The following is a 12,602-nucleotide window of genomic DNA, read 5'->3' as shown; positions in this document are numbered from 1 at the left end:
TCATTTAACTAAGGATGAGTATCTAACTCAATCGCAGTGCTTAAATTCTGTGCTTTAGGCTCTAATTCAAGTTGTTAAGCCCGATGCTGATCATAAGTTCTACACGTTAGGTAGCTTAAGTACTGGGTGTGAAGCAACTTAAGCTCTGCACGTTAGCTAGCGAATGGAAATTTAACTTGCCTCAGGCGCAGCACTTCGCTCATCGAGTTTAATGAACAACGCCAGAGCCCCCATCGCGGCCATACCCCAGAAAATATGGGCTCCCCATAATTCATAACCCCAACCACTTAGCATCGTCATTAAGGCAATAAACGCCCCCAATGGGATCGCGTTGTACAGAGCCTGCAGCGCAACCATCTTATTCTGCGGTTGTGCTTGGATGTATTGAATGGCGGCGATGTGCGCCATGGCGAAAGTCACACCGTGCAGCAACTGCACCATCACCAAGGCGGAAATAGCCGTCGTTGAAGCGGTGATCCCCCAGCGAGCCATCACACCAATTGCCGCAACCACAAACAAGGTGCGCAGCGTTAAACCCGCAAATAAACGCTTACTTAAGGCAAACACGGCCACCTCAGCAACAACCCCTAAGCTCCACAAATAGCCAATGACCGCTTCTGAGTGGCCAGCCTGTTTCCAGTAAATCGCACTAAAACTGTAGTAAGCGGCATGGCTACCTTGGAGTAAGGCCATCAAAGCCAAGAATTTAACCACTGACGACTCACGCAATAGCTCACCTATTTTAGGGCGAACCGTAGGTTGCTCAGATTGTGTCACTGGCATCACGTTAGGGTTTCGCATCGCCAGCATCAATGACAATAACACCCCACCAAGCGCGGTATACAGGATCATATCTGTGCCGAAGTGGGCCACTAAATAACCGACCACCGTTGAACCTGCAATAAAGGCAATCGATCCCCACAAACGGGTACGGCCATAATCGAGCATATTGAGTCGGCTATAATGGTTCGCCATCGAATCCGAAAGCGGAATGATCGGCCCACAGCAAAGGTTGAATAATACCGTTGCCAGCAACATCAATAAAAAACTGCCGCCAGTAAAGAAATGGAAGCCAACAAACAACAACGCAGCAAAGCTAAGACAACGCAAAGCAGGCATCAAATGCTCGGCTTTATGAATGCACGGCGTGATCACCAAATTGGCTACACAACGTGTTGCCAAGCCAGCACCGATCAATACACCAATGTCACCAGCCGCAACACCTTGGTCTTCAAACCATAGCGCCCAAAATGGCAAATACACGCCATAAGCAAAAAAGAAACCAAGAAAATACTGGGAGACCCAGCCATAAGGGGAAGGGCTAAACATAAGTGACCTATCAAATATACGGAAAAAGCAGCGGCAATTATGCCTATCTCACCTCAGATCAAAAAGGGAATTATTCCTGGGTCAGCATGCCTATATTGAACTCTCTCGATAGCACACTTCAGCAAGAGATCCGACGGTCACCAATAACCACACTCGCATTTAGACTAAAGTCGTCTGGAGCTTCGCGGGTAATTTGCCAAACTGATTAAAGATTCCCATTTATTCTAATGCTTATGCCTGACAAATTTAATATGCAGCATCCGCCCTTCGACAGCTTGTCCGATACGGAACAGCTCAAGCTTCGATCTTCATTAGACGTCGTCTATTACCGAGCCAAAGAAGTGATACTGGAAGCGGACCGACCAAATCGACACCTGCATATTCTGATCAAAGGGGCCGTGGAAGAACGCGCCAATCGTGGTGGTGAGATATACGCACACTATGCCAATGACGATATGTTTGATGTTCGCAGCCAATTTGAACCTCATACCAAACACCAATATATCGCGCTCGAAGACACCTTAAGCTATCTGCTGCCCACCGAAATTTTCCTAGAGCTTTACCACGAGAATGGGCAATTTGCTGCCTACTTTGACAGCAGTCTTTCGACACGAAAAGCCCTAATTGAAGCCGCCCAGCAACAGCAAAATCTGGCGGAGTTCATACTCACTAAAGTGGATGACTCTATCTATCACCCACCACTGATACTTGAGCCCAACCAGCCAATAAACCAAGTCACTCAAACCCTTAAAGAGCGGGGCTTAGACTCGGCCTTGGTTCATTTGGAACATGATGATCCAAAAGCTTTTAGATCATCATGTTTCTTGCCGTATGGGATCGTCACTCGCACCAATTTATTGCACGCGGTGATGCTCGAAAATTTCCCGCTAGATGCCCCCGTCGGTGATATCGCAACGTTTCCAGTGATGTATGTTAATCACGGTGACTTCTTATTTAATGCCATGATCACCATGACCAGAAACAAGGTGAAAAGGTTGATGGTGTGTGATGGATCAAATGCCATTGGCATGCTGGATATGACCCAGATTCTCAGTGCATTCTCCACGCACTCTCACGTCCTCACTCTGCGTATTGCTCGAGCCACCTGCATTGAAGAACTGGCAATGGCATCCAACAAACAGAAGCAACTGGTCGAGAGCCTGATCAGCAATGGGATTCGCACGCGCTTTATCATGGAGCTGATTTCTGCCGTCAATGAGCAGATCATAGAGAAGGCCTTTGAGCTCGTGATGCCACCAGCACTGCATAACCACTGCTGCCTGATCGTGTTAGGCTCGGAAGGACGCGGAGAACAAATCCTCAAAACCGATCAAGATAATGCGTTGATCATCGAAGATGGCTTAGAGTGGCTTCAATGCCAAAGCGTCATGAACACCCTGACTCATACCTTGCAGCAATTAGGCTATCCGTTATGCCCGGGCAACGTGATGGTCAACAACCCTCAATGGGTTCATTCCGAGCAAGAGTGGAAACAAACCCTCAGTCATTGGGTCAAAAAAGCCACGCCAGACACGGTGATGGATATTGCGATTATGGCGGATGCACACGCCGTGGCGGGTAATCGAGAATTACTAAAACCAATCAAACAACACCTTAGTGATTTAATGCTCGGTCAGGAATTGATCCTTACCGAGTTCTGTCGCCCAGCGCTGAATTTTTCAGTGCCTCTCACTCTATTTGGCAACGTCAAGCAATCCAAGTCAGGGCTCGATATCAAACAGGGCGGCATTTTCCCTATCGTGCATGGCATCCGAGCGCTGAGCCTTGAGCATGGCGTCACAGTGAATAACACCTTTGAGCGCATCGAACAACTGGTCAGCATCAAGGTACTTGAACAGAGCACGGCTGATAATCTCAATGAAGCACTCAAACAGTTCTTTAAGTGGCGCTTGATTCAAAGGCTGTCACAGCAACACAATAGCAATAAGATCAACGTCCAATTGATGGAGCGTGCCGATAGGGATCTGCTTCGCCATAGCCTACATGTGGTGAAAAAATTCAAGCAATGGCTCGGCTATCACTATCAGATAAGAGATTAAGGCAATGAATAGATTGGTTCGCTATTACTGGTATCGTAAGCTCAAAAGCTCGCCGTACCAGCCCCTGTTCGCAGCGCCGCTTGATCATGAATACGTTTCGCTCGATTGCGAAACCACCAGCCTCGACCCTCATCAGGCCGAATTGGTCACCATTGCTGCGACTAAGATCATCGGTAACCGAATCATGACCAGCCAGCCTTTTGAAGTTCGGCTCCAAGCGCCTCAATCGCTCGATTGCAATTCAATCAAAATCCACCGCATTCGCCACCAAGATCTCCAGCATAGCATCGAAGAAAAACAAGCCTTAATAGAGCTGTTGAGTTTTATTGGCAATCGCCCTTTAGTCGGCTATCACATCCGTTACGATAAAAAAATTCTCGACCGTGCTTGCTTGAAACAACTCGGTTTTCCACTGCCTAACCAGCTGATCGAAGTGAGCCAACTCTATCAAGACAAACTAGAAAGGCAGCTGCCCAATGCCTATTTCGACCTCAGTATGGACGCTATCTGTCGCCAGCTTGATCTACCGATCCCGGTCAATAAACACGATGCATTACAAGACGCTATCTCTGCGGCGCTGATCTTCATTCGCTTAAAACACGGAGAAACACCTCGCTTCAACTCTTCTTATTCTTAATTCAACCATTGCCTTCCAACATAGAGAGCAATATCGCAAAAAATCAACTTAACCCGCTATTTTGTAAGTAAAAAGCATCGTCTCATCCTAAAGTCTAATTGTAGAAATAATCGTCCTAGCCGAGAGTGATAACACAAAGACAGTCCAGCAATAGACTTAGAAACGAACCTAAAGGAAGTTGCCCGTTCATTAGGAATGTAGGCACAAGGAGAGATGCAATGAGTGAAGCCCACGTTTATCCGGTAAAAGAAAATATCAAATCAACCACCCATGCGGATAATGACACTTACCTAGCCATGTACCAGCAATCGGTTTCTAACCCTGAAGGTTTTTGGGGTGAACACGGAAAAATCGTGGATTGGATCAAGCCTTTTACCCAGGTAAAAAACACCTCTTTTGACCCTGGCCATATCGACATCCGCTGGTTTGAAGATGGCACGCTTAACGTATCGGCTAACTGTATCGACCGTCACCTTGCAGAACGCGGTGATGAAGTCGCAATCATCTGGGAGGGCGATGACCCAGCGGATGATAAAACCCTAACTTTTAATGAACTACACAAAGAAGTGTGCCTGTTTTCAAATGCTCTGAAAGAGCAAGGCGTACGCAAAGGTGATGTGGTTTGTTTATACATGCCAATGGTGCCAGAAGCAGCAGTAGCAATGCTGGCGTGTACCCGTATTGGCGCAGTTCACACCGTAGTATTCGGTGGTTTCTCACCAGAAGCTCTTTCTGGCCGTATTATCGATTCAAATTCTAAAGTTGTTATCACTGCCGATGAAGGCGTGCGTGGCGGCCGTGCTGTTCCATTAAAGAAAAACGTTGATGAAGCCCTAACTAACCCTGAAGTGAAGAACATCGAGAAAGTTGTGGTATTCAAGCGTACCGGCGGTGATGTTGCTTGGCATGAACACCGTGATGTGTGGTGGCACGATGCTATTGCAAACGTATCGGCAGATTGCCCACCAGAAGAGATGAACGCCGAAGATCCACTATTCATCCTTTATACCTCAGGCTCAACGGGCAAACCTAAAGGTGTTATGCACACCACAGGTGGTTACCTTGTTTATGCAGCGATGACATTCAAATATGTATTCGACTACCAAGAGGGCGAAACCTTCTGGTGTACAGCTGATGTGGGTTGGATTACGGGTCACACATACCTCGTATACGGACCACTAACTAATGGTGCAAAAACCATTCTGTTTGAAGGCGTGCCAAATTACCCGAACACAAGCCGCATGAGTGAAGTGGTCGATAAGCACCAAGTGAATATTCTTTATACTGCACCAACGGCTATTCGTGCATTGATGGCGAAAGGCAATGAAGCCGTTGAAGGTACATCTCGTGACAGCTTAAGAATTATGGGCTCAGTGGGTGAACCTATCAACCCAGAAGCGTGGGAGTGGTACTACAAAACGATTGGTAATGAGCAATCGCCAATTGTTGATACATGGTGGCAAACAGAAACAGGCGGCATCTTAATTGCGCCTCTACCAGGCGCAACCGATCTAAAACCGGGCTCAGCGACTCGTCCATTCTTCGGTGTGCAGCCGGCACTGGTTGATAATATGGGTAACATCATTGAGGGGGCAACCGACGGCAACCTAGTGATCCTTGACTCTTGGCCTGGCCAAATGCGTACCGTTCATGGCGATCATGACCGTTTTGAACAAACTTACTTCTCGACCTTTAAAGGCATGTACTTCACCAGTGACGGCGCTCGTCGTGATGAAGATGGTTACTACTGGATCACCGGTCGTGTGGATGACGTACTTAATGTATCGGGACACCGTATGGGAACAGCAGAGATTGAATCAGCGCTGGTGGCGTTCGATAAAATTGCCGAGGCTGCGATTGTCGGTATCCCTCATGATATTAAAGGCCAAGCCATTTACGCTTACATCACACTCAATGATGGTGAATTCCCAACCGCAGAGCTGCATAAACAAGTAAAAGACTGGGTGCGCAAAGAGATCGGCCCGATTGCCACACCAGACGTATTGCACTGGACAGATTCACTACCAAAAACACGCTCAGGTAAAATTATGCGTCGTATCTTGCGTAAGATTGCTACCGGTGACACGGGTAACCTCGGTGATACCTCTACACTCGCTGACCCAAGTGTGGTCGATAAGCTGATTGCCGAAAAAGCAGAACTGGCATAAGTCGCGAGTCACACCGACTATTCAATGTTTAAAACAGCGTTTTCCTAAGCCGTCACCTATGTGGCGGTTTTTTTTATAGCTGATCTTGATCTCAAATATCCTCGACAAAATTAAGGCTATGACGATTTTTTGTTAAGTTGATAACAATTCCATTCTATATAAATAGGAGATTAGACCAGTAAATTGCTGCGATTTGTGCTGAATTAGCTATAATCTGGTTCTAATTTTTAAATTTGGTTTTTTCTTACTAGAATTTCACCCCAAATTTTCAATAAAATGGCAACATTCACACTCGTCAACACGATAAAGGAAGATAGCCCCACAATGTCTACAAAGTTTCGCATTCTAGTTCTAAATGGCCCAAATCTGAACTTGCTAGGCCTTAGAGAGCCGGCACACTATGGGTCTCAAACACTTGAGCAGATTATTCGCTCCTTGACCGAGCAAGCGAAAACCCACAATGTTGAGCTCTCTCATTTACAGTCAAATCGTGAGTATGAACTGGTTGAAGCTATCCATAGTGCGTATCAAACTGTTGATTTTATTATTATCAACCCAGCAGCCTTTACACATACCAGTGTGGCACTGCGTGATGCACTACTTGGCGTTGCCATCCCATTTATTGAGGTTCACCTATCGAATGTTCACGCACGTGAACCATTTCGCCACCACTCTTACCTGTCTGATAAAGCAGAAGGTGTGATTTGTGGCTTAGGTGCCCAAGGTTATCAATTTGCTTTGACCGCTGCACTGAGCAAGCTCAACTCAAAGTAAACACAAACAACGAACTATTACTAACCAACTCAGTCATAGAGTAGGTTCAATTAACAGATAAAGAGAAAGAGAAAGAAACTATGGATATTCGCAAAATCAAAAAGCTAATCGAATTGGTTGAAGAGTCTGGTATTTCTGAGCTAGAAATCTCTGAAGGTGAAGAGTCAGTACGAATCAGTCGTAACAGCACTGCACCTGTCGCACCTGTTCAATACGCAGCAGCGCCTGCACCTATCGCGGCTCCAGCGCCTGCTGCGGCGGCAGTAGCAGAAGCAGAAGCGGCGGCGCCTGCTGCGCCTGCGGGTCACCAAGTTCTTTCTCCAATGGTTGGTACTTTCTACGGCGCTCCAAGCCCAGACGCAAAACCGTTCGTTAAGGTCGGTCAATCGGTTACTGCTGGCGAAACACTGTGTATCGTTGAAGCAATGAAAATGATGAACCAAATCGAAGCTGACAAATCTGGTGTGGTAACCGCTATCCTAGTTGAAGATGGTCAACCAGTAGAATTCGACCAAGCTCTAGTAATTATCGAATAGTAGAGAGTCTTCATTATGTTAGATAAATTAGTAATCGCGAACCGTGGTGAAATTGCACTGCGTATTCTGCGTGCATGTAAAGAACTTGGTATTAAAACGGTGGCCGTTCACTCAACGGCTGACCGTGACCTTAAGCACGTACTGCTAGCAGACGAAACCATCTGTATCGGCCCTGCGCGCGGTATCGATAGCTACCTGAACATTCCTCGTATCATCAGTGCAGCTGAAGTGACAGGCGCGGTGGCTATCCACCCAGGCTACGGCTTCCTATCTGAAAATGCGGATTTCGCTGAGCAAGTAGAGCGTAGTGGCTTTATCTTCGTTGGCCCGAAAGCAGAAACTATTCGCATGATGGGTGACAAAGTGTCCGCCATCACATCAATGAAGAAAGCTGGCGTACCTTGTGTACCGGGTTCTGATGGCCCTCTTGATGACGACGATGCGAAAAACAAAGCGCACGCTAAGCGCATTGGCTTCCCAGTGATCATCAAGGCATCTGGCGGCGGCGGCGGTCGTGGTATGCGTGTGGTTCGTTCTGAAGCAGAGCTCACCGAAGCTATCGCGATGACTCGTGCTGAAGCAAAAGCCTGTTTCAACAACGACATGGTTTACATGGAAAAATTCCTAGAAAATCCACGTCACATTGAAGTTCAAGTGCTGGCTGATGGCCAAGGTAATGCTATCCACCTAGGTGAGCGTGACTGTTCTATGCAGCGTCGTCACCAGAAGGTAGTGGAAGAAGCACCAGCACCGGGTATCACAGAAGAGATGCGTAAGTACATCGGCGAACGCTGTACTCGTGCCTGTCTTGAAATTGGTTACCGTGGTGCAGGTACTTTTGAATTTCTATACGAGAACGGTGAGTTCTACTTCATCGAGATGAACACGCGTATCCAGGTTGAACACACGATTACTGAAATGGTAACGGGCATCGACCTAGTGAAAGAGCAACTGCGTATTGCTGCAGGTCAGCCACTGTCATTCACACAAGATGACATTAAGCTGCGCGGTCACTCTATCGAGTGCCGTATCAACGCGGAAGATCCGGTTCGTTTCCTACCTTCACCAGGTAAGATTCAACGCTTCCACGCTCCAGGCGGCATGGGTGTACGTTGGGAATCTCACATCTACACAGGCTACACCGTACCACCACACTACGATTCAATGATTGGTAAGCTGATCACTTACGGTGAGAACCGTGATGTGGCTATCGCTCGCATGAAAAACGCATTGGGTGAGATGATTGTTGAAGGTATTAACGTTAACACTGACCTTCAGCTGGCTATTATGAACGACGAAAACTTCCAACACGGTGGTGCAAACATCCACTACCTTGAGAAGAAGCTCGGTCTACAGTAGAAGTTCGCCTTAGATAATAGGTTCTTATAAAGTCCCTAAAAATGCTCACTTCGGTGGGCATTTTTGTTTTTAAATCGTCGAAAAACTCAATCTATAATCCCCATGATATTCGGTGGGGTTTGGGTGAACTTGCTCATATTTTCTGCTAGAATCGCCATCCAATTTTTCTCATATAGAAGATGCAGCCATGCCTTGGATTCAAATCAAGCTTAATGCTACCAATGAAAATGCCGAACAAATCGGCGACATGTTAATGGAAGAGACTGGTGCTCTTTCTGTCACTTTCCTGGATGCACAAGATACCCCTGTATTTGAGCCTCTGCCGGGTGAAACTCGCCTTTGGGGTGATACTGACATTCTCGCGCTTTACGACGCTGAGACTGATACTGGTGTCGTTCTAGCGCAGATTAAAGCAAGCAACATGTTCCCTGCAGACTTTGCTCATAAAGTAGAGCAAATTGAAGACAAGGATTGGGAACGTGAATGGATGGACAACTTCCACCCAATGAAGTTTGGTGAGCGTTTGTGGATCTGCCCTAGCTGGCGCGATATCCCTGAACCAGATGCTGTCAACGTCATGCTGGATCCAGGTCTTGCATTCGGTACAGGCACTCACCCAACAACGGCATTGTGTCTTGAGTGGCTTGAAGGCCTAGACCTGACAGGTAAAACCGTGATCGACTTCGGTTGTGGTTCAGGCATTCTGGCGATCGCAGCGATCAAACTTGGCGCAGCAAAAGTTATCGGGATCGATATTGATCCTCAAGCCCTGCTTGCATCAAAAGACAACGCACAACGCAATGGCGTTGCTGAGCAACTAGAGGTGTTCTTGCCACAAGATCAACCTGAAGGTTTGCTAGCAGACGTTGTTGTTGCCAACATTCTTGCGGGTCCATTACGCGACCTTTCAGGCATCATCAAAGGCCTAGTTAAGCCAAATGGTGTGCTTGCAATGTCGGGCGTTTTAGATACACAAGCAGAAGACGTGGCGAATTATTACCGTGATGAACTTCACATTGATCCGATTATCGAGCAACAAGAGTGGTGTCGAATCTCTGGTCGCAAGCAAGGCTAGATAAGACTTTTATCGCTAATTGATTGAATTTAATGCAAATTACAAAAACAATTTGTAAATGCTCAAATATTAGTCTTTTCACGCAGCAAAAAAATGCGTAAAATGCGCGCCCTTGCTGGTACAGAACTGTGATGACGTTTTGAAAATCGGAAATTATCAACTTAAGAACAATCTAATCGTCGCTCCTATGGCTGGCGTAACGGATAGACCATTCCGTGAGTTGTGTCTTCGCTACGGTGCGGGGATGGCAGTCAGTGAAATGATGTCCTCCAATCCTAAGGTTTGGAAAACGTCGAAGTCTCAGCAGCGTATGGTACATGAAGGCGAATCGGGCATTCGTTCTGTACAAATCGCTGGTGCAGATCCACAGCTTATGGCCGAAGCTGCGCAATTTAATGTCGATAACGGTGCGCAAATCATCGATATCAACATGGGCTGCCCAGCCAAAAAAGTGAATAAGAAGCTTGCGGGCTCTGCCCTACTGCAGCATCCAGAACTCATCGAAGAGATCTTGAAAGCCGTAGTAAACGCTGTCGACGTTCCAGTAACGTTAAAGACTCGTACAGGCTGGGATACAGAGAACAGGAACTGTGTCCACATCGCTAAAATAGCCGAAGACTGCGGCATACAGGCACTTGCCCTTCACGGGAGAACTCGCGCTTGTATGTACAAAGGTGAGGCAGAATACAAACACATTAAAGCTGCGAAACAAGCTGTCTCTATTCCGGTTATTGCTAACGGTGATATCGATAGCCCGGAAAAAGCGAAGTTTGTGCTGGAATACACCGGCGCTGACGCTTTGATGATTGGTCGTCCTGCCCAAGGTCGCCCGTGGATTTTTAACGAAATCCTACACTATTTGGAAAACGGTACCACGATGGCCCCACTCCCGGTTGCGGAAGTGAAGGACATCATGCTTGGTCATGTTAATGCTCTGCATCAATTCTATGGGGAGTTTTTAGGCCCTCGCATCGCTCGTAAGCATGTGGGTTGGTATCTAAAAGAGCATGAACAAGCGAGTGAGTTTCGCCGTACCTTCAACGCACTCGAAGCAGGTGATCTGCAACTTGAGGCGCTAGAAGGTTATTTTGATAACGTTGCACCATAATTACGAGAAGAGCTAGACCGAATATGTTCGAACAAAATCTGACTTCAGAAGCATTGACAGTGACTACAGTAACATCACAAGACCAAATCACGCAGAAACCACTACGTGATTCAGTGAAAGCATCATTGAAAAACTACCTTGCTCAATTAAACGGTCAAGAAGTCAGCGAGTTATACGAATTAGTATTAGCTGAAGTTGAACAGCCACTACTAGACACCATCATGCAGTACACTCGCGGTAACCAAACTCGCGCAGCAACTATGATGGGTATCAACCGCGGTACTCTTCGCAAGAAACTTAAAAAATACGGCATGAATTAATAAAAAATTCATAAGTTATTGTTTTTAAAGGCCATTCATTTCACTGAGTGGCTTTTTTATTTTATAGCTACCACACAAACTACCAATTCCGTTTTTTTACACTAAAAACTGCGCATTAATTTTTATCATGCGACCTCCCAAACTCATCAAAAAAAATCCCCCGCGTTTTTTTCAAAAAATAAGGTGGAAAAGGTGACTAATGTGACCAACCCTTATGTAGCAAGGGTTTCAAAAACACGCTCTTATGACGCCCGTCATATTAGAAACGTGACCAAAACATGACAGGCACAAAAAAAGCGCCGTTCCTAGCGCCTCTCTCAACTCAATAATTTGTATTTTAGCTCTTTTCTTTAGGGGGGACGGACTTCACCGATTTAGGGAAAAAGTTGGCTAAGTGGTCGTTCATTTTCTTATAGGCCGGATTGGTCATATCTTTTCCAGTGCTCGATTTTGGCGGGTATGAATTACTCATGATGTATTTTCCTTGTTTGGGTTTTCTGTGCTTGGGTCGGTTACTTTAGTCTACGTAAAACTCCAGTTAACCCGCCCGTGCTAATAGATGGGTCACGATAATTCATGATTAAGTTGAACTCTTCCCTCCCTGCGCGCTCGTATACGGCTTTTAAGTACTCATCGACACAATCCCGTAACTTTTTACCTTTAAGTTCCTTAGAATCGAAATTGGGATGCCTTGCGTCCATAATCTGAATAATTGCATCGTCAGCGGCCTTTGACATATTAAGCAGCTCTAGTAACTTGTCCTTTTTGCTCACTTCAAACCCTCCACTTCCTCGATTAGCTTCTGTAATTCCATTTCGTGATTCTTGTTTGCCTCCCTTAGCGAACTCTCTAATTCTGCAATTCGACCTTGGTAGCTACCGTGAACGTGATCAGTCAGCAAGTCGCGAGCGTTAATCTCAATCAGCTTTTCGATTCCTGCAATTAATGCAGCCTTTGCGCGACTTGAGTCTTTTTCCTGCATATGAGAAGGCGCGTCCAAATCCACATTGTGAGCAACAGCAAAGCCCAGTTTAGCAGCTAGTTCTGAGATTGCTTTTGCTCGCGCTTGTTCGATAGTTAATAGCTTCAAAATGGTAATCCTGTGTTTTTTTGCCAGTAGATCTAACCAATGCTTTTAGTTAGTTGGCAATAATTAATTTAAAAATCAATATTCTGTGTTTGTGTAGAGATATTTGCCGTTTTTGCTCATTTCATTATCTGAAAATCAATATTCTT

General features: G+C 46.1%; 12 protein-coding genes. 9 read left to right on the top strand and 3 right to left on the bottom strand.

Going from position 1 to position 12,602, the window contains the following annotated elements:
* Window positions 1-171: 171 nt before the first annotated feature.
* Window positions 172-1,329: a 3-phenylpropionate MFS transporter gene (locus Q1A70_RS07375; RefSeq protein ID WP_299688477.1), complete on the bottom strand. Its 1,158-nt coding sequence runs from the start codon at window positions 1,327-1,329 to the stop codon at window positions 172-174.
* 227 nt (window positions 1,330-1,556) lie between these two features.
* Between Q1A70_RS07375 and Q1A70_RS07370 the strand changes: the two genes are divergently transcribed.
* From Q1A70_RS07370 to fis, 9 genes are all read left to right on the top strand, one after another.
* Window positions 1,557-3,389 carry a DUF294 nucleotidyltransferase-like domain-containing protein gene (locus Q1A70_RS07370; RefSeq protein WP_299688474.1) on the top strand — a complete coding sequence of 611 codons (1,833 nt, stop codon included), beginning with the start codon at window positions 1,557-1,559 and terminating at the stop codon, window positions 3,387-3,389.
* Window positions 3,390-3,393: 4 nt separating this feature from the next.
* The gene (locus Q1A70_RS07365; protein ID WP_299688471.1) at window positions 3,394-4,026 is read left to right on the top strand and encodes a 3'-5' exonuclease; all 633 of its coding nucleotides are present in this window, start codon (window positions 3,394-3,396) and stop codon (window positions 4,024-4,026) included.
* A gap of 218 nt (window positions 4,027-4,244) precedes the next feature.
* Window positions 4,245-6,194: an acetate--CoA ligase gene (gene acs, locus Q1A70_RS07360; RefSeq protein WP_299688468.1), complete on the top strand. Its 1,950-nt coding sequence runs from the start codon at window positions 4,245-4,247 to the stop codon at window positions 6,192-6,194.
* A gap of 324 nt (window positions 6,195-6,518) precedes the next feature.
* The gene (gene aroQ, locus Q1A70_RS07355) at window positions 6,519-6,968 is read left to right on the top strand and encodes a type II 3-dehydroquinate dehydratase (protein WP_299688465.1); all 450 of its coding nucleotides are present in this window, start codon (window positions 6,519-6,521) and stop codon (window positions 6,966-6,968) included.
* Between the two features lie 80 nt (window positions 6,969-7,048).
* Window positions 7,049-7,504 carry an acetyl-CoA carboxylase biotin carboxyl carrier protein gene (accB, locus tag Q1A70_RS07350; RefSeq protein ID WP_299688461.1) on the top strand — a complete coding sequence of 152 codons (456 nt, stop codon included), beginning with the start codon at window positions 7,049-7,051 and terminating at the stop codon, window positions 7,502-7,504.
* Between the two features lie 15 nt (window positions 7,505-7,519).
* On the top strand, window positions 7,520-8,863 hold the full coding sequence (accC, locus tag Q1A70_RS07345; protein WP_299688458.1) for an acetyl-CoA carboxylase biotin carboxylase subunit: 1,344 nt from the start codon (window positions 7,520-7,522) through the stop codon (window positions 8,861-8,863).
* A gap of 187 nt (window positions 8,864-9,050) precedes the next feature.
* Window positions 9,051-9,938: a 50S ribosomal protein L11 methyltransferase gene (gene prmA / locus Q1A70_RS07340; RefSeq protein ID WP_299688455.1), complete on the top strand. Its 888-nt coding sequence runs from the start codon at window positions 9,051-9,053 to the stop codon at window positions 9,936-9,938.
* Between the two features lie 139 nt (window positions 9,939-10,077).
* Complete coding sequence (dusB, locus tag Q1A70_RS07335; RefSeq protein WP_299688452.1) at window positions 10,078-11,046, top strand: tRNA dihydrouridine synthase DusB; 969 nt, start codon at window positions 10,078-10,080, stop codon at window positions 11,044-11,046.
* Window positions 11,047-11,069: 23 nt separating this feature from the next.
* Window positions 11,070-11,366 (top strand): DNA-binding transcriptional regulator Fis, encoded by a 297-nt coding sequence (fis, locus tag Q1A70_RS07330; protein WP_004729744.1) that lies wholly within the window; start codon window positions 11,070-11,072, stop codon window positions 11,364-11,366.
* Between the two features lie 337 nt (window positions 11,367-11,703).
* Here fis and Q1A70_RS07325 read toward each other — a convergent pair whose 3' ends face one another.
* Complete coding sequence (locus tag Q1A70_RS07325; protein ID WP_299688448.1) at window positions 11,704-11,838, bottom strand: hypothetical protein; 135 nt, start codon at window positions 11,836-11,838, stop codon at window positions 11,704-11,706.
* A gap of 297 nt (window positions 11,839-12,135) precedes the next feature.
* Window positions 12,136-12,456 (bottom strand): hypothetical protein, encoded by a 321-nt coding sequence (locus tag Q1A70_RS07320; protein WP_299688445.1) that lies wholly within the window; start codon window positions 12,454-12,456, stop codon window positions 12,136-12,138.
* Between the last annotated feature and the right edge of the window lie 146 nt (window positions 12,457-12,602).

The sequence above is a fragment of the uncultured Vibrio sp. genome (assembly GCF_947488985.1).
Taxonomy (GTDB): Bacteria; Pseudomonadota; Gammaproteobacteria; order Enterobacterales; family Vibrionaceae; genus Vibrio.
This window is presented reverse-complemented; position numbering and strand designations above follow the sequence as displayed.

What these genes read in the sequence shown, in the direction of transcription:
- Q1A70_RS07375 (WP_299688477.1), bottom strand. Translation starts at nt 1,329, where the DNA reads ATGTTTAGCCCTTCCCCTTATGGCTGGGTCTCCCAGTATTTTCTTGGT.
- Q1A70_RS07365 (WP_299688471.1), top strand. Translation starts at nt 3,394, where the DNA reads ATGAATAGATTGGTTCGCTATTACTGGTATCGTAAGCTCAAAAGCTCG.
- Q1A70_RS07370 (WP_299688474.1), top strand. Translation starts at nt 1,557, where the DNA reads ATGCTTATGCCTGACAAATTTAATATGCAGCATCCGCCCTTCGACAGC.
- accB (WP_299688461.1), top strand. Translation starts at nt 7,049, where the DNA reads ATGGATATTCGCAAAATCAAAAAGCTAATCGAATTGGTTGAAGAGTCT.
- prmA (WP_299688455.1), top strand. Translation starts at nt 9,051, where the DNA reads ATGCCTTGGATTCAAATCAAGCTTAATGCTACCAATGAAAATGCCGAA.
- aroQ (WP_299688465.1), top strand. Translation starts at nt 6,519, where the DNA reads ATGTCTACAAAGTTTCGCATTCTAGTTCTAAATGGCCCAAATCTGAAC.
- fis (WP_004729744.1), top strand. Translation starts at nt 11,070, where the DNA reads ATGTTCGAACAAAATCTGACTTCAGAAGCATTGACAGTGACTACAGTA.
- Q1A70_RS07325 (WP_299688448.1), bottom strand. Translation starts at nt 11,838, where the DNA reads ATGAGTAATTCATACCCGCCAAAATCGAGCACTGGAAAAGATATGACC.
- acs (WP_299688468.1), top strand. Translation starts at nt 4,245, where the DNA reads ATGAGTGAAGCCCACGTTTATCCGGTAAAAGAAAATATCAAATCAACC.
- accC (WP_299688458.1), top strand. Translation starts at nt 7,520, where the DNA reads ATGTTAGATAAATTAGTAATCGCGAACCGTGGTGAAATTGCACTGCGT.